The organism is Acinetobacter sp. CWB-B33, from assembly GCF_039655955.1.
Classification (GTDB): domain Bacteria; phylum Pseudomonadota; class Gammaproteobacteria; order Pseudomonadales; family Moraxellaceae; genus Acinetobacter; species Acinetobacter bouvetii.
In genome coordinates this window covers 1,124,557-1,142,274 of the sequence record NZ_JAGFEU010000001.1, presented here as the reverse complement: position 1 = coordinate 1,142,274, position 17,718 = coordinate 1,124,557, and the positions used below count along the sequence as shown (strand labels likewise).

Sequence of the window (17,718 nt, the reverse complement as noted above, 5' to 3'; positions counted from 1 at the left end):
TTTATCTATTTTTTCTTTTTTTATAGATATGCAGTCGTCACCTGCTCAAAGCCTTTAGCCAGCAGCATGCTGCGCGCCATCATCGACTCGCCTGCGATTTCCATACGGCCAATTTCACCTGACGTTTCCACAACAAACAAGGCGCGTTCAAGCCGTTTTTGCATAAAAACAGTGAATACTTTTTCCAAGTTATTGCCAAACTGATCAATCACTTGCGAAAGCACAATTGCATCTTCAACTGCTAGGCCTGCGCCTGAACCTAAATGCGGCGTGGTTGCATGTACGGCATCACCAATCAGAAGCGCAGCCCCGCGATGCCAATCGCCATTGACCATAACCCGTTCTAATGGACGGTAAATAATCGGGGTTTCGGCATTAATGCGATCGATATATGGCTTTAATACCGGTTCAAATTCCTGCAATAGCTGCTTGGCAATTCGCGGCAAATCTTCAGGTTCACGCCATACGTTTTCCTTAGGCACACATTCCATCATATACATATACATTTGCGTTGGGCTGCAGGGGTTAAAGCCCACTTTCATTGTTTCAGACTGGAACATGCGGCCGCGCACAATCTCCGCAGGACGGTCAAATTGCAGGCGCCAGCAGGCTTGCCCTGTATATTCAGGGGCAGCCTGTTCAGGCATCAGCAGCTGACGCAATTTAGAAAATACGCCGTCCGCGCCTACCACTAAGTCATAGTGCTGTTCACGGCCACTTTCAAATTTCACAAAATTACCGTGCTCTAAACTGCTGCGGATCTCTACTACACTGTCGCCCAAAAATACGGGAATGTCCTGTTCCTGCACTTTTTTGGACAAAATATCATGCAGTACAGGGCGTAAAATTGCGCCTTCAGATGGGAAGTCATCCGCAATGACGCGTTTAGATAAAACGGTGCGGATAAAATTGCCCTGCTGATCATAAATATCAACCCCATCATGCACAAAGCCCTGCGCGGCAATTTCATCCTGCAACCCAAGGTCGCAAAGCGCGCGCAGTGTCAATACTGACAATGTCAGGCCTGTACCCAAGGCTTTCCAATCTTCTGACTTTTCCACCAGTTCAACGGCATGCCCTGCCTGTTTCAGCTTAATGGCTGCGGCCATTCCGCCTATGCCGCCGCCAAGTACCAACATTTTCATGGTTAATCCTTTAATTTCCAATCCTAATTTAAACGCATTTATTTCTAACCGATTTGAGCTTAATCAAATTTTAAAGCGCGCTGTATCCAAATACACTCAAAGCAGTTATGCAAAATTGCGATAGCAAAACAAAGTTCAGTGTCTATTTTTGCTTATTCTGCATCCTGCTGTGATAATGAAAAACGAGCAGAATCACGCGCGGCTTCAGACATATTCTTTATCAGCATGCAGAGCGTCATGACTGCAGCAGGTATAGCTAAGACTGTAAAAATTTGACTCCAGCCAATATTGTTATTGACCAAATACCCCATGCACATTGTGCCTGCAACTGCACCAAAGCGGCCTATGCCGCACATCCAGGAAACCTCAGTAGTACGAACAGCGGTAGGATAAAAATTGGCAGCCAATACAGGCAAAGATGACTGCGCCGTATTTTGCAGTGTGCCTGCACAAATCATCAGGATAATGAAAAATGTTAATGACAGATGAAGGGCTGGACCAATCAGCGCAACGCAAATTGCAGTAAAAAAAGTACAGACAGCAATCACATAATTGCCGTTAAAATGATCCATCAGCCAGCCATTCAGCATGGCCCCTACACCGCCTAGGGCGAATAGGCCTGATACCACAGGGCCTAAATGCGGCGGCATATCCGCCTCTTTAAAGAGCACCGGCATCCAGTTTATGATGCTGTAAAAAATCATCAAGCCACAGAAAAAGCATAGCCACAGGCTCAAGGTTCCTACAAGAAATTTACTGGAAAAAACCATGCGCATAGATTGCAATGCAGACAGCTGGCGACTTTTCGCTTCTAAGCGAAAATTTTGCTGCAGTGCTAGTGCATTTATTTTTTGCAAAATATGCTGTATCCGTGATTGGTCCGCACCATTCAGCAGCAAATACCGCACAGATTCGGGCAGCAGCCATGCCATCAGCATTGCCAGCAGTAAAGGTAAAGCACCGCTCAGCAGCAGCATGCTCTCCCAGCCAAAATGCGGAACAATGTAAGCCGCCGCAAAACCGCCTGTGGCTGCGCCTATTGGAAAGCCGCAGTACATGGTATTGACGATAAAGGCGCGCTTATGCGAAGGGCAATATTCTGACAGCAGCGTCACGGCATTCGGCAATGCTGCGCCTAACCCCAAGCCTGTAATAAACCGCAGAATTTCCAGCTGCGTTAAATTTTGGGCAAAGCTGGAGAGCATGCAGCTGCATGAAAAAATAAATACTGAAAATAAAAGTAATGTTTTACGGCCAAATCGGTCCGCCAAAGGCCCGAGAACAATTGCCCCAATTGCTGCGCCGATTAAAGCGGCACTGAGTACAGGCACGAGATCCACTTTACTGATCTGCCAATCCCGAATCAGATCTGGCGCAATATAGCCAATTACCGCTGTATCCATGCCATCAAAAAAGGCCACAAAAAACATCATCACAAAAATAAGCCATTGAAAATTTGACCAGCCATGCTGATCTAAAAAAGCTTGAATATGCATGTGCTCATCCTTGTCGATGCATCAAAAATATGTGATTTTTTCAGCATAGCGCAGTGCACCCCAAGCAATGTTCTATGAAGCTGGATATTAGATATTGCGGAAATAGATAGCGCTTCATTCTATAATATTGATACAAAAAAAAGCCGCCCTTTCGAGCGGCGACCAAGGAAAAGCTTGCTGCAGTTTTTATTGTTTATGGTGGTTCTATTTCGCAAAAATAACCTGTGATTTTAAATAGCGCTGCGTCAGCGCAATGGCTGCATTAGAGCAAATGACAAAGATCAGCATTGAAAGCGACATATTGACTTGCGCACTCCACAGCAGGACATTCAGCAATATCCCGCTAAGCAGGCCAAAGCCAAATTGCAAACTGCCCATCAACGCGCTGGCAGATCCCGCCTGACGGCCTTGCTGCGACATGGCTAAAGCTGTAGAGTTCGGTGCGGTTAATCCAATACCCGCAACAGCTAAAAACAAACCGGCCAGCATTAAGGGCAGCTCAAATACAGAAAAGATAAAAGCAATTAATAATACAAATACGCCAAAGGCCTGCACTGCTCCGCCCAATGTCAACCGCTGCGCTACGCTATATTTCTTTCCCAGCTTATGGTTCATAGATGAAAGCAATACAGTCCCTACCGCATTGAATCCAAATACATACGCAAACTGCTGCTGGCTGAAATGATATTGGTCCATGAATACTGCAGATGCCGCATTGATATAGCAAAACAGAATACCAAAGCTGAAACAGCCAGCCAGCATGGGATATAAAAAACTGCGGTCTTGCGCAATATGTACATACAATTGACCGGCTTGCATAAAGGACAGCTTTAAACGGCGCTCAGCTGGCAGAGTTTCTTTAAATTGCAACAGCACCCAAATTAGACTGACAGCACCCAATGCTGTTAAGGCCACAAAAATAGACTGCCATCTAAAAAAGATCAGCAGCCATGCGCCAAGTGTCGGGGCAATGACTGGTGCAATCCCCATGACAATCATCATGCTGGCAAAGGCTTTGGCGGCATGGGCCGTGTCTAAAACATCACGAATTGCGGCTCGTGCCAGAACCAATCCTACACAGCTGCCAAGCGCCTGCAGCACACGGACGGTCAGCAGTGTATTTAAGCTGTCTGCATAAATACATAAGATGCTGGCAACAATGTGCAGGCTTAAGCCAAAAATCAAGGGTCCTTTACGGCCAATTCTGTCACTGATAGGGCCATAAATTAATTGACCAATGGCTAAACCTAAAAAGTAAGCCGGCAGCGAGTTGGATACCAAAAGCGTCGATGTGCCGAAATCACTCGCCATTTCTGGCAACGCAGGCAAATACATGTCTGTCGATAATGGCGCAATCGCAGTCAATACAGCCAGTAGAATAATCCAGCCTGTACGGTAATGGCTTGGTGATGCATTCATCTGCATAGTCCATTTTCCCTATTTTTAAGCGCAGGGCCCTCTCCAGCCCGAGAAGTTTTAGGCCAGCGCCGCTTTATGTTTGATTGTTAAATGCTGATTTAATGCGCTTGAGTTAAAACCGCCCGATTCAGCAAGCCTTGATCCGCCACGATGGTTTGCCCCGTCATGACTTTATTGTGCTGTGAGGCCAAAAAGGCATAAATTGCCCCATAATCCTCTGCATCAGGCAAATCTTGCAGCAGGCTTATGGACTGGAATAGATTTAAAAAAGCATCTTTTGGAATATCGGATTGCTTTTGATGATCCAAATTCAAGGCTTTCGGGCCTTTCAGCTGACTGTTGCCAATCGCAGCTGGCGCTACGCCATTGACACGGATCTCGGGTGCAAACTCGAAAGCCAATTGCTGTATTAAACTTCGGATTGCGCCTTTAGTCGCCGTATAGACCGCACCGCCGCCGTCCGCGGCATAAGCGGCTGTAGAGGTGGTAAAAACCAATGCTCCTTTGCTGGCTTTCAGCAAATCAGCAAAAATATGTGCCGTCAGCAAATACCCCTTCACATTGACATGGAACATCTCATCAAATAACTGATCTAAATGTTCTGCTGTCATGCTTTGAATCGGCAGGTTGCCATCAAAGATCCCCTGGGCGCCAATCACTGCATCCAATTTTGAATATTTCGCCTGAATGGCTGATTTACACGTGTGTAAATCAGCAATCTGAGTAACGTCACAACGCAGCAATAAATCCTGCTCATCAAACGCTGAAGCGATCAGCTGCAGTTTATCTTGATCAATATCCGTCACAATGACTTGAGCGCCTTGAGCCTTACAGTACTTGGCAATGCCCAGCCCCAAGCCTGAGCCCGCGCCAGTGATTAATATCGTGTGATTTTGCAGCATATTGCCTCTTCCTTGATGAGTGTGTGATCAGAGAGCCTTTTATTTTAAGCCCTCAGTTTCCACATTATTTTAATTACAGCTCTGACGGCACATTTGCAGGTTTTGGTTTGTGTTTCATATATACAGGAACTGAAATATTCAAAGCAAAACGACCATCATTGCTGACTGCATTTTTAGTTTCAATATCTTTAGACCAGCTGAGGCCTACAAATAATCCGCGGCCGAAATCTTTCAGAACTTGAACGCCAAGGCCAATCTGGCGCGCTTTGCCATTTGTGGTTCCGTAATACGCTGTGCCATTATTTTCATCACTGGTCACCTGCTCACGCACATAGCCAATGGGGCCAATTTGCAAGCCCTGATGGATTGAATCCAATTTTTTCAGCACAGTGGCGTCAAAGAAGAACTCATCGCCAGAATCGTATTTGGTATCGTCATTTTCAAAGTTATAGAAATAATGTGATTCTAGGGAAATGTTCCAATTCTGATTCATTAAGCTATAGCCAACCCGCGGGTTAAGCGACCAATATTCGCCGCTGGTATTTGTCCCCCCGAGTTTCCATGAACCCGTCGTGGTAATGGCGCCTAAACCTGCACTGACAAATTGCCCAGGATTCAATGTCCATGCAATATCGGCAAAATGCACATCAATATTGGCGATATTGTTATTTGAATGCTTGCCAACATCGCCAAGCATCGGATTGCTGATATCTTCTTCCGCCATAATGAATGGAATCGCCATCCAAGCGCGGTAATCACCGCCTAACAGCTGCAGTCCAGGCGTATAAATAAAAATTGATGTCGATGCTGGCGCATTCAGTTTCAGCCCCATATTATCGCCATTGTCATCCTTGAGCTGGCCATTAAGGTGCTTCGTCGAGCTTGTATAGTACAGGCCTGGCGGTAGTGGCGCGCTGAGCGGAATACCCATGGTATTGCCTGCCGGCGCTTGCGGCGATGCCCCCGGCTCTAAAGCCCAAACCGTATGAGAAATAGAAATACTCAGAAGACTGAAAGCAAATACCTGCTTCACTTGTTGTTTTAACATTGCTGACTCCATAGCCATGTTTAATTTTCAACTCAACGTTATTGAAAATACGTGTCGATAGTCAGTCAAAAAACCACAAAGCAGATATCTATGTATTAGATAGAAATATCATCAACAGCCATTGAATCTATGCATAAGTTCGACTGGAGGAATGACTATTTGCAGCAGTCCTTTCACCTGCATGGACATTTCCTCTATGGTCCGCTTTTAAATATAAAATTTGACAATTAGTGTTGTCAAAATATATCTTATCAATTTTCATTTCATTAAAAGAAAAATCAGGATTGAATCATGGAAGTACAGCGCAGCTCACGTGTACATAGTTTCACCAATGATGTTTTAGAAGATTTTGATGCAGTAAAAATTTCACAGCTCATTCAAAATAAAGAGATTTCGGCTCAAGAAGCTGTTCAAGCCGCCATTAAACGCGCTGAAACAGTCAATCCTGTATTGAATGCGATTCAATTTGAACAATTTGAAAAAGCGCTGCAAAACAGCCAGCTGCCCAATAAAGGCATTTTTTCAGGTGTGCCTTTTTTTATGAAGGACAATACCGATTTAGCTGGGCTGCCAACCCACCATGGTTCTCGGGCCATTCGTACACCGCCCATTACGCAAACGCCTCAATTCAGCCAGCAGCTGGCCGATCAAGGTTTTATCTTTTTAGGCAAAAGCACCATGCCTGAATTTGGCTTAAATGCCACAACTGAATATAAAGACGGTTCTGCAACACTGAATCCGTGGCATACCGCATTTTCCAGCGGCGCATCTTCAGGCGGTTCAGCCGCTTTGGTGGCTGCCGGCGTCGTCCCTGTCGCACATGCCAATGATGGCGGCGGTTCGATCCGCATTCCTGCTGCCTGCTGCGGTTTAATTGGCCTCAAGCCAACCCGGGGGCGGACGTATGACAGTGAGGCGGCCGCAAAACTGCCCATCAATATTATTTCAGAAGGCATTCTAAGCCGCAGTGTGCGTGATACTGCACACTTTATTGCGGGTATGGAGCGCAGTTTTTATAATGTGAATTTGCCGAAAATTGGATTGATTGAACATGCATCAAACCGCAAATTGCGCATCGGCGTGGCGCAGCGCTCAATTACTGGCACTGTAGATGCCGAAACCAGCGCCACACTTGAAAAAACAGCAAAACTGCTGGAAAGTTTGGGGCACGATGTCGAGTATTTCCAGCTGCCTTTTTCACAAAATTTTGTCGATGACTTCAGCCAGTACTGGGGGTTTCTCTCTTTTCTGCTGCAAACATTTGGCAAACAGCTGTTTGGTTCAAATTTTCAGCCTGGAGAATTGGACCACTTAACGGTCGGGCTATCAAAACTATATAAAAAGAATTTTTATAAAACGCCGTTGTTTTTACACCGTTTGAAGCAGATCCGTCATGAATATCAGCAGATCTTCACCCAGTTTGATGTCCTGCTGTCTCCTGTACTGGCGCACACTACGCCAAAACTGGGCTATATCTCACCGCAGCTGCCTTTTGATGAACTATTTGCAAGAATTCAAAATTATGTCACCTTCACGCCGATACAGAATATTGCCGGCGCGCCCGCAATTTCTCTGCCGATGGGATCAACTACAGCCCATGGCCTGCCTATAGGCATGCAATTGTCCGCAAATTTAGGGGATGAACGGACGCTTTTAGAACTGGCATTTGAACTGGAAGAAGCGCAGCCATGGACTAAAATTAATGCGCAGCAGGTGGGCTCGGAATAATTTTCGGCCCCTATCATCACAGTGTATGTTTATTGCAATTACATTTGATTAACCTTTAAAGCAAGATCAACTAAAAAACCGCGTAAAGCGGTTTTTTAATTGATCTTTTACAGCACTTCAAATTCTATTCTGCGGTTCTTTTTACGGCCATCAGGCGTCGCATTATCCGCGACAGGCCTATTTGAGCCTAATCCCTCAGCACTCATACTGTCAGCGGCGATGCTCTTGCTCACTAAATAATTTTTAACCGCTGCCGCCCGTTCCTGACTCAAGGCTAAATTTTTAGCGCCGTCACCTGAACTGTCGGTGTGGCCAATAATTTTGACTTTTTTGCCGCCAACCTTATTTAAAGCGACCGCCATTTCATTCAAGATCTGCATACCGGATGCCGCTAAAACGGCACTGCCGGATTCAAACTCAATGATTCGGTTTTTTAACGCGGCATCAATGATCTGCTGTTCTGCAGCATTTACAGTTAATTGTGTATTCACTTTAAAGTTTGATGGCACAAGGCTTTGCATTTTTGTTGATGTCTGCTGTATCTCCTGAGGATTGGTGATTTTCCCGGTTAAATTCACTTGCGTACCGCGAACCGACAACTGTCCCTGCTGCACTTTTTTCAAATCATCGCCAATCATATTGCTGACATTGCTGCTCCAGCCATTTGGCGCTGCCACCGTCCGCACCTGTATTTTATCTACCACATTTTCATGTCCATACGTCATATACGCTTTGTTTAAAATTTCCTGCTTTGCTGCATCAGTCGGCACAGCGCCTTCGATCACAACAGGCTTCTGCGCATAAGATAAAACACTGACTATAGGCAAAACAATGAGCAAGAATTTACTCAACCCACTCTTTTTTTTATATTTATTCATCGTTATTCATCTATAAAAGTTTGTCGGAACAGTTTAATTGCCTGTGTCAGGCTGATTTGTCGCTCGCTTAATGCCTGTTCTAAGGCTGCAAGCCCGGCATTCTGCTCTAAATATGGATCAATCCATTGTGCGTCAATGAGCGACACCCAATGATCATTGCTGATATCTTGGGTGAAAATGCTGCTGAGCGCCCTAATATCAGCGCCTTGAAAGCCAATCAGCAGTTTTGGAGACTCACTGTGCAGGATGCCGATCAGCAGCTCTGCATTTTGGCTTTCGATGAACCGGCTGATTAAGTTGACCCAAAATGCGGCAATTTCATAGCAATAGCTGATATTGCTGATGGGTAAAATCAGTACTTTATTTAAGCGTGAGGTGCCATGCCGAATAATCGGCTGCAGCAGCAGCCCTAAGCCAATCATGCTTTGCGCCAATAGATAAGGCGTTAAATTCAGCATTTTGGCAAAAGAATGCACGGTATGATGCTCATAAAAAGACGCGGTTTCTTCTGTGCCGAAAATCTGAATTTCATCTGAAAGCTTGCTCAGCTTATCCAGTAAAATATCAGGATCACGGATTGACCGCATTATTCGGTTGCGCTGATACAAATCGATTAAAGTCAGCTTATAGCGGTATGGCGCAAAGATAATGTTGTCAAAAGGGTCATCCAATTCAAGCAGATGGCACAGAACCATCGGAAACTGCCGCCCTGAACTGTCCTCACTGCTGATTAAATTCGCGGCCAAAAACCGTTTATCTTGCGGACTGGCAATAAAAAAATCTAAAGACGGCAGTTTAGAATAAGCCTCTTGAAAATACTCTGAACGCATTGCTATTTCCAGCGCTTCAGTCACCCATTGATCAATCAGCTGAATCAAAACGTACTGCCCGCGTGACTTTAAAAAATCACCGCGCGCTGGGCATTTTCCATAATAAAGCGGCGTCGTTTTTACGTCATACATGAGCATTTCTCCGGTATGCCCCTATAAATCTTCAATGCCTTCATGGTCCAGTTCCTCCAGTTTGTCCAGCTTGGAGCGACGCTGTTAAACCAGCTGCAGCGGCTGATGCAGGAGCCGGCATCGAACCAGCAGGCATTTCCTGCGCTGCAACAACCCGAACCGCTTTATTCATGACCACTTGACTAGCCAGCGCCATGCCTCTATAGCCCGGGTTTGAACCAATATTGCCGGCATTGCTGCCGCTTACTAAGCGGAAGTTTACTTTGACAAATACATTGGCATCTTGCTTGCTACGCCACACCATTTCAAAAGAGGCGCCCTTTTGTGTGCGTTCCGCACCTTCGACTAGACGGTTAATGCCATATTCGCCAGGCTCATCGAAAATCGTATGAGTTTTCCCTTCCAAATCAATTGCGGTAATTCTCGCTCCGGGTATTGCCCCTTTATTTGGCCATACAAAATTCACCCATTGCTGTACACCATTTTCAAACACCATTCTTTGTCCATCAATATCAATGGTATAAGACAGCAGCTGTTGATTTTCCAATGGATAGAACTGGAAATTTGACTGATTAGAAGGTACGGCAACAGCTGCAGGCTGATCCAATTCACCTGTGGCCATTCCATTGCTGGGCGATACATAATTTTGGAAATTGGCCGCAAATTGCGGGTTAATGCCAATGCCTAAATCCTGCCACGTTTTAGAGGTTAAGGTATAGCCGCGGCGGATGACAAAGGGATCCAGATATTCTTTGACAAAACGCGCAATGCTGCCGCTTTCACCAAAAATCTGATTAATTTCATTGCTGGTCGCCTGCAAATTTGCGCTCGGATTGAATGGATATTTTGTGAGTAAATTAGTTGAAAAGGGCTGATAAGCCTGCAGCATCCACAGCTTGTTCATTTCATCCTGCGCTGGTGTTAACAGTGTCTCAAAGGACTGCGTCAACGGCGCTATCAGCAGTTTATGCAACAGCTGCTGATCAGATTCTTTTAACCCAACAGCCATTTTTTCATCGACATACTTTTGAGTGCTGTTGAATACCGAATTTTGATCGTTGATCGTCTGCTTAGCCAAAGTCATGCTGGCTGGGCCAAAATCGCCCGCACTGCGCAAATCGTTCAGTTTGCTGCGCACTTGTCCCATCGACAGCATATATTCATCCAGCAGTGATTTATTTTGCTGATCGTCACGCTTGCGGACAATTTGATAGAACATTTGAAATTCTTTTGCGATCACGCCTTGAACAGCAGCTGGCATATTCTGCTGCGCCAGTTTGGCTTCATCACGGTTAAGCACTTTACGCTTAAACCAAGCCGCAAATCCTGTTTTAGGCGCTGCTAATTCAGCCTGTACCGCAGGATTATCCCAGCTGGTTTCTTTAGCAGTGCGTTCCAGTACTGCACGGATTGGGGAGTTTTCAGGCTCGCCCCAGATATCCATATGCTTTGCCTGCTGTTTAAAGTCCGCATTCTTAGCATAGTGAATTCCATTTAAAAATTTCCGCCATTCTGCAATATATTCCTGCTTATACAGCTCGGTCAGCTGCTTGCGGATTTGCTCAGGACTGCCGCTGAAAGTCAAATCATCCGACTGGGTCATATTCAGCACCCAATCTTTGCTGTCCGTTGGACTGTTGGCTGCCTGTTCTATGGCCTCTTTTACATAGCCGTTCCAAGCCTGATAACTGAATATCCCTGGCAATGCATAACTGCCGAGCATACTGTTTTGACTTGATTCACCAACAATCTGCTTAATTGTCAGTGCTGGAAACCGTACAGATCCGCGCATTTTGATTTCATTGTAAACCCGGTCGCGCGCCGGTATGCCTGTGCTAATCGAAGTTAAAATTTGACGGGTTTGATCCACAAGATTTGCATCAGATTCCAAACGCGGAAACTTAGGATCATTGGCCAGCGTCATCGCGTAAGATAAAACTTGTTCCGCCTTCAAAATCATTTCATTGCGCGGCAATGAACCGCGGTTCGCATCCAGCCATGAACGCCAGAAGCGTGTGACTTGATCACTTAAATGACTCGATTCCATATATTGCGGATTGCTGAGCATTAAATATGCTTTTAAAGCATTATATGCATCTTGCGGATTCGTATCCGCTGGCTCTGAAAAAGGCTGATTCGTACGGACGGCTTGATTCAGCTGGATATTAATATGATTTTCTTTCAGCACGGCTTCATTGGCCTTCACACGCTGCAGATATTGCCCCATATTTTGCTGTGCAGGCATCAAGACAATCTGCTGAATACCCTTTAAATACTCGGTTTTCAGCTTTTCCCGGATATTATTGCCCTGATATAAGCCAAAACTGTATTTTAAAGGGCGTTCTTGTTCAAAATGATCCAACTGCTGCAGATGCCCCTGCAAAATCAGCAAGGCATCCAGCTGGGTAGACAGTTCGCTGCCTGAACGCGCCTCCATCTGAACTACTTTGGCCAAATCCGCATTGGCCTCCGCAATTAATTGCTGATTATTCCGATATGACCAGACCCATAAACTTAAAAGAATAGCGACTGCGCATAAAGCGCCAATAAATAATAAAAACCGCTGGCGCTTGCGTGCAGGATTGATATGCTGCTTGACTAAATTTTTATCTTTTAAAATAACACTGGAAAACAGCCCTTTCAGAAAATAGCCGTGATCTTGGGATATTGAATTAGTCGGTACGCCATAATCACTGTCATCCCCCTTAATTAGATGAAAATCTTCAGCAATTTGTTCAGTCATTGGACTTTCTATCATGCCTTCCTGCAAAGCGCTGGTAAAATAAAAGCCGCGGAATACGGGTTTAAACTGATAAGGATTTTCCTGAAACAGCGTCCCGATAAACGTTTTCAATACAGGTTTTAAGCTTTTAAATTCTAAAGGAAAGGTCATCACGCTTGGGGAAATGTTCTGCGAGTACCTGCGGCTCAAATGTGTCGTGCTGACACTTTTTAAGCCGTCATATAAAATGCTGTAATGCTTTTCAAACAGCTCTACAGAATTTTCTGAAGAATTTGGATCATACGGCAGAGTGGCGCCCCAAACTTGGTCAAACTCATCACTGTCATAGCAGTCAAAGAACTCCGTAAATCCAGCAATCAAATCCATTTTTGAGAACACTAAATAGACTGGCGCAAAAATTTCCAGCCAGTCGGTTAAGTCTTGAATTCTAGCGCGTAAATTTTTAGCCAATTTAATCGATTTTTCAGGGCTTTGGCTGACCAGTTCCGCCACACTGACAATCACAATCAAGCCATTAATCGGCGCTTTAGTGCGGTTTTTCTTTAAGATATTGAGAAATCCCAGCCATTCCGAGTGATCTTCTGCATAAACGGAGTAGCGTCCCGCCGTATCCAGCAGAACACCTTCGGTAGAAAAGAACCAGTCACAATTTCGTGTCCCGCTTAAACCCGCGGAGACCATTTTTTGATGTGTTTCTTCAAATGGAAACCGTAATCCGGAGTTATAAATGGCTGAACTTTTGCCTGCTGCTGGATTGCCAATCACCATATACCAAGGCAATTCATACAGTGCAGCGCTGCCTTTTTTATCCCCTAATTTCGATTTCCGAATGAGCTGTATCGAATCCTTCATTTGCTGATTAATCAGCTGCAATTCCTCTTTATTTTTAATTTTTCCGTATTCTGCTTCTGTATCTTTAGAAATCGCTTCAGACAGTATTTCGCCTTGCTTGCCATGGCGGTAATGCTGAACCAGCTCGTAAATGCCCCAAATGATCAGACTGAAAATATAGACAGTTACAATAATCCAAAACACTTTATCCGGTACGGCATTATGCATGGCTAAAATGGCCACAAAAAATGAAAGCGCCATAATTGCTTTAGGATTGGTCACATACTGCCAGACATAGCTCAGCAAGGTATAAAATAATGTATTCACGTGTTTCTCTTATTGGTTTTATTATGATGAATGAAGCAATTCTTTATCAGTTTGTTCTTCTTGATACGCTTCAAAAAATGAATATGCGTGATCTAGCTCGATGCTGAAAACCATGCTGATTAACTCTTCAGCCAAATGCATGCCCAGCATGAAGCTGAAAATTTTTGCCAGCTGCTGAGTATTCCCAAGACTGGAGTGCGTATATAAAAAATGGTGCGGTTCAATCAAAGAATTGGCAAATTTCCGCTGCAGCTGCTTTGAGGTTTTGATATTCAGCGCATCATCTAAAATCAGCATAAAAGGTTCGTCCTGCTGGTACTGCTGATGGCTTTGAAGCTGGTTTTTCAGCAAGAAGCTTTCAATACTGGCTTCATCCAGCATAATTTTGAGCGTTTTTTGCGGCATCAAGCCGCTGATTTCAGTATTTAAACCGGCAATGCACCAGCTGGACGCATATTCAGCCGCAATATACTGTTCCGATTGCCAATATTTTTCATCCAGCCAATCCTGATCTATCTCAGAGTCAGCGCTAATAATGAGATTAAAAACATATTCCTGCTGTGCGATTTGTTCTAAAAGCGTTAACCATTCAATATAGGAAGTCTGATGACTGACAAAGTGCTGTTTAATTTCAATTTGCGCAAGCAAAATTGAAAACTGCTCTGCCAGCAGATGCTGCATGCGTGCGCATGATTCATCATTCCAATGATGAATCATGCTTTCAGGCAACAGAATATGAATGCAAAGCTTATTCAATCTGGAAATAGGTTCAGCCATTCCTCCTGCATCTTCCTCAAAATCATCCTCTGCCCGACGCTCTCCAGTCCATGCGGGATGCATCCGGTATTGATATGCTATTTCACTGTCATAAAACATGGCGGAGTTTTTTAAATGTTCGGCTGCGGCAGATAACGTATCTGCATGCTGTTCCAGTTGATGCTTAATCAGCTGGCGGATTCTTTTCTCGCGCCGGGATAACTGGATTGAATCATCATCTTCCGCTTCAACTGCATCATCTAAATCTTGAATCCGTAAAGATAAAACGGGCAAGCCATAAGCATTAAGCAAATCTGAATCCAGTTCAGGGCTTCTAAATTGCTTATACTGTGCAAGAATCGATTCATTTTCACCAAAACTATGCCGCGCAGCTGATGAAAAAATATTGAGAGCGAACTGCCTGCTTTGAGTGGATTTTTCCTTTTGCTCCCCGCTGATATTTTCTGCAGTCCGCTGTTCAAAATCAGCAGCCAGCTGCAATTTCTTTTCTTTCTTTGCTTTGTAGCGCTGAATCGCCTTAAAGATAAAATAAGGTGATAGAACAAGCGCAGTGATAAGCATCGGTAAAATTACGAGATAGCTTATTAAATCTGAATTGGCCGGATCAAAAGCAGTATCGCGCCAGTAATAAATAACACATGTATTGATGACAAGAGCTAAGGCGGCAAAAGCCGTTATTATTATTTTAATCATTGTATATCCCCTATTAATGCATAACAGGTTTCAGCATTGTCCATGGATGAATTTGGGCTCAGGAATGTTCCCTGTGCTAAGCCAGCTGCAGTGTTCAAGCCTAAACAGGCAGGCAGAATATGGTCTTTTTTTAAGATCAGGCGCACATCAACCTTCAGTGTAGGGCTGCACCATGTGCTGATGATTTGTTTCAGTTTTTCACTCATCGGACGCCGCGGCAGAAAGCTTAAATAATCCTGCTGGCTTAACGGGCCAATCACCAGTTCGATCTTGTCGTCTATTTGACGCACAGTTTCACCGCAAAAAGTATTGATGCCCAAACAGCTTGAGATTGCCCCGCCCAGCATAGTTTTCTGTTCATCCGCTAAGCTGAATTTGACGGGAATATATTCTTGGACTTCAAAATTTGCATCAAAAACACAGCTCAAAATCGTTTTCAGCGCATATACCGCATTGGTTTGCCCCTGCATCAGCCCTGAAAACTCCGCGAAATAATCTTCCAGCCCTGTTTGACCATGATGGCCTTTAATATAGCCATTTAAAGCATGAATAATATCTAAGTAATTATTTTCATTATCAATTTCATAACGCACAGGCAGATTGTAATTGAGGCTGGCATCAATATATTGCGCGGTCAGTTTATGATTGAATAAATTTAAGAATTGATGCGCCTCAGCGGTCTGCTGGCGGCTGCTTAATTTAATTTTATTGGTATAACTGTATGGCAGAGAACCTTGTATGCCCGTTAGGCCGACCACCAAATTGGTCATATGCACTTGTTCACCATCAACATGCAGCGCTTCAATTTCACTTTCCGGGAAATTCAGTGTCAGTGAGCTGTTAAATCGGAAATCTGACGCCCAATGCCGGTCTTTCTCCAAATATGGCATATGCCTCAATAAACGGGCCGCTTGAATAAACTCGAATGATGCCGGATTGTTCAGCAAATCTTCAATTACAGAAGCATTTTGCCACCAACGTTCTGCACGCATTGGTATAGCTCCTGCTGAGATTGAATATCATAAACAGTTACATCCACATAGCTGTTCATTTGCACTTTTAAATTAAAGACTTGCGCCAATAACTGGCTGAAAATATAGAGGCTGTGGCCGCGGAATACCTCAGACTGAATGCCGATTTTGACTTTGACGCCGCGGACAAATAATGGATAAGGCTGACTGTTTACCAGTTTTTGCGTCAATTCAAAATCCAGCGCTTGAATCGCATCTATAATGATTTGATTTTCACGTGATTTTGGCAAGTTATATAATTCAAGCAATTCTTTAAGATGAGCAACAGCATCCCCTTTCATCAATGACAGGGTATTCAGTGACAAATGAGAAATAATGCGCCACTGTTCTTGCTTATTCTGCTCAAAATAATAGGGCTTATTTGGCCTTTTCAGCATCACTGCCCGGCGCGCCAAACTGCTGTCGTTTAAGGTCAAAATATTGTGCTCTTTATTGTAGCTTTCATAAGGCAAATCCCGATTCGAGCAAAGCAGTTCAATACTGATAAAATCAGACTGTGTGCGGTGAGGTTCTAAATGTTTTGAAAGCACTGAATAAGATAATTCCTGGCGCTTATTCTTATGCAATGACCCATTCAAGCTATAAAAGAAATTCACCTGTTCCTGATGGTAATGACTCATTGCAAAAAAAGGCAAAATAGGATGAAGCACCTGATCTTGACTGCTTTTTTCACGGATCATGTTCATGCTTAAAATGGAATATGCCTGATAATATTCAGGATAGTGAACATCCGTAATTAAGGGATACTCCATGCGCTTATGGTCAATTTTTTGCGGTTCAGCCTGCTTTTTAAATAGATTCACAATGGGTGTGCAAAATAATTTGAAATTTGCCGTGCTTAATTCCGCATAGTTCCGCAAGACAGCCTGATCATTTAAATTAAGCTTAAAGTGCATCTGCACTTCAAACGCGCTTTGAGAAGCATTTAAAAACTGCAAAAAATCTAAATTTAATGTTAAAAAACTGTATTTTTCCGGACAGCAAAAATATTCCATCAATAGCCGGTAAGCCTGATGGGTATGCTGATCAATAGGCAGAATGCTTTCCTGCTCTTGAAAGCCGCCTAATGTAAACGGATTTGCAATGTCAAAAGTTTGCTGACCGGCTTTAATTGAAAAGATCGTGGTTTTTTGAAAAATGCTGTCCAATACCTGTAAGGGGAAATTAGAAATTGCATCCAAAAAGATCGGAATTTTTTCCATCTTCAGTAGCGCATGTTTTTGGTTGAAGACTTCAAAACTTAAACTGATCGTTGCATTTTGGTTTAAGTGCATATGCGCTGTGGGATGCGCTTTAAACTGCAGCTGTTTAATTGCAATAGGCAGCAGACGGACGTCCTGCACTGACGAAAACTCAGATTGCACACCGCGGATACTTTTAGCTTTTAAGGCTGTCCCGCGAGGAATATGATGCACTTCCGTCAGCTGTTTGATTTTGCTGCTGTCCTCAAATGAAATGATCGAACTGGCTGGAAAAGGTTTGAGATACTGAGGAAACATGACCTCAAAAATTGAACGCGTAAACAGGTCATAGCTGTCTGTCAATTTTTTATCAATTCTTGCAGCAATTAATGCAAAGGCCTGTATCAGCCTTTCAATATGCGGGTCATCAATCTGCTCTTGGTTTAACGATAAACGCTGCGCAATTTTTGGATACTTATGCGCAAATTCACGAGATTGCTGGCCAAATTCCTGCAGTTGCTTTTCATAATACGGTAACAGCTCTTCAATCACAGCAA

At 44.0% G+C, this 17,718-nt stretch carries 12 protein-coding genes; 1 reads left to right on the top strand and 11 read right to left on the bottom strand.

Going from position 1 to position 17,718, the window contains the following annotated elements:
* Window positions 1-20 precede the first annotated feature (20 nt).
* From JZ784_RS05500 to JZ784_RS05480, 5 genes are all read right to left on the bottom strand, one after another.
* Window positions 21-1,145 (bottom strand): FAD-dependent monooxygenase, encoded by a 1,125-nt coding sequence (locus JZ784_RS05500; RefSeq protein WP_346314111.1) that lies wholly within the window; start codon window positions 1,143-1,145, stop codon window positions 21-23.
* Between the two features lie 152 nt (window positions 1,146-1,297).
* Window positions 1,298-2,641, bottom strand: a complete 1,344-nt coding sequence (locus JZ784_RS05495) for an aromatic acid/H+ symport family MFS transporter (RefSeq protein ID WP_346314110.1) — start codon at window positions 2,639-2,641, stop codon at window positions 1,298-1,300.
* Window positions 2,642-2,845: 204 nt separating this feature from the next.
* A complete protein-coding gene (locus JZ784_RS05490) occupies window positions 2,846-4,066 on the bottom strand; it encodes a multidrug effflux MFS transporter (RefSeq protein ID WP_346314109.1) in 1,221 nt (406 codons plus the stop codon).
* Window positions 4,067-4,158: 92 nt separating this feature from the next.
* Window positions 4,159-4,962 carry an SDR family oxidoreductase gene (locus tag JZ784_RS05485; RefSeq protein ID WP_346314108.1) on the bottom strand — a complete coding sequence of 268 codons (804 nt, stop codon included), beginning with the start codon at window positions 4,960-4,962 and terminating at the stop codon, window positions 4,159-4,161.
* 73 nt (window positions 4,963-5,035) lie between these two features.
* Window positions 5,036-6,010 carry a transporter gene (locus JZ784_RS05480; RefSeq protein ID WP_346314107.1) on the bottom strand — a complete coding sequence of 325 codons (975 nt, stop codon included), beginning with the start codon at window positions 6,008-6,010 and terminating at the stop codon, window positions 5,036-5,038.
* 291 nt (window positions 6,011-6,301) lie between these two features.
* Between JZ784_RS05480 and JZ784_RS05475 the strand changes: the two genes are divergently transcribed.
* On the top strand, window positions 6,302-7,738 hold the full coding sequence (locus tag JZ784_RS05475) for an amidase (protein ID WP_346314106.1): 1,437 nt from the start codon (window positions 6,302-6,304) through the stop codon (window positions 7,736-7,738).
* A gap of 107 nt (window positions 7,739-7,845) precedes the next feature.
* On the opposite strand, the gene JZ784_RS05470 is transcribed toward JZ784_RS05475, so the two are convergent.
* From JZ784_RS05470 to tssF, 6 genes are read right to left on the bottom strand one after another with little or no spacing between them, the layout of a single operon-like run.
* Complete coding sequence (locus JZ784_RS05470; protein WP_346314105.1) at window positions 7,846-8,616, bottom strand: OmpA family protein; 771 nt, start codon at window positions 8,614-8,616, stop codon at window positions 7,846-7,848.
* Between the two features lie 2 nt (window positions 8,617-8,618).
* Window positions 8,619-9,578, bottom strand: coding sequence for a type VI secretion system-associated protein TagF (gene tagF, locus JZ784_RS05465; protein WP_346314104.1), 960 nt, complete (start codon window positions 9,576-9,578; stop codon window positions 8,619-8,621).
* A 40-nt stretch (window positions 9,579-9,618) separates the two neighbouring features.
* Window positions 9,619-13,479, bottom strand: a complete 3,861-nt coding sequence (gene tssM, locus JZ784_RS05460; RefSeq protein WP_346314103.1) for a type VI secretion system membrane subunit TssM — start codon at window positions 13,477-13,479, stop codon at window positions 9,619-9,621.
* Window positions 13,480-13,500: 21 nt separating this feature from the next.
* Window positions 13,501-14,949, bottom strand: a complete 1,449-nt coding sequence (locus tag JZ784_RS05455) for a hypothetical protein (RefSeq protein ID WP_346314102.1) — start codon at window positions 14,947-14,949, stop codon at window positions 13,501-13,503.
* Window positions 14,946-15,941 (bottom strand): type VI secretion system baseplate subunit TssG, encoded by a 996-nt coding sequence (tssG, locus tag JZ784_RS05450; protein WP_346314101.1) that lies wholly within the window; start codon window positions 15,939-15,941, stop codon window positions 14,946-14,948. Before tssG ends, JZ784_RS05455 begins: the two co-directional genes overlap by 4 nt.
* Window positions 15,905-17,713 (bottom strand): type VI secretion system baseplate subunit TssF, encoded by a 1,809-nt coding sequence (gene tssF / locus JZ784_RS05445; RefSeq protein ID WP_346314100.1) that lies wholly within the window; start codon window positions 17,711-17,713, stop codon window positions 15,905-15,907. Before tssF ends, tssG begins: the two co-directional genes overlap by 37 nt.
* Between the last annotated feature and the right edge of the window lie 5 nt (window positions 17,714-17,718).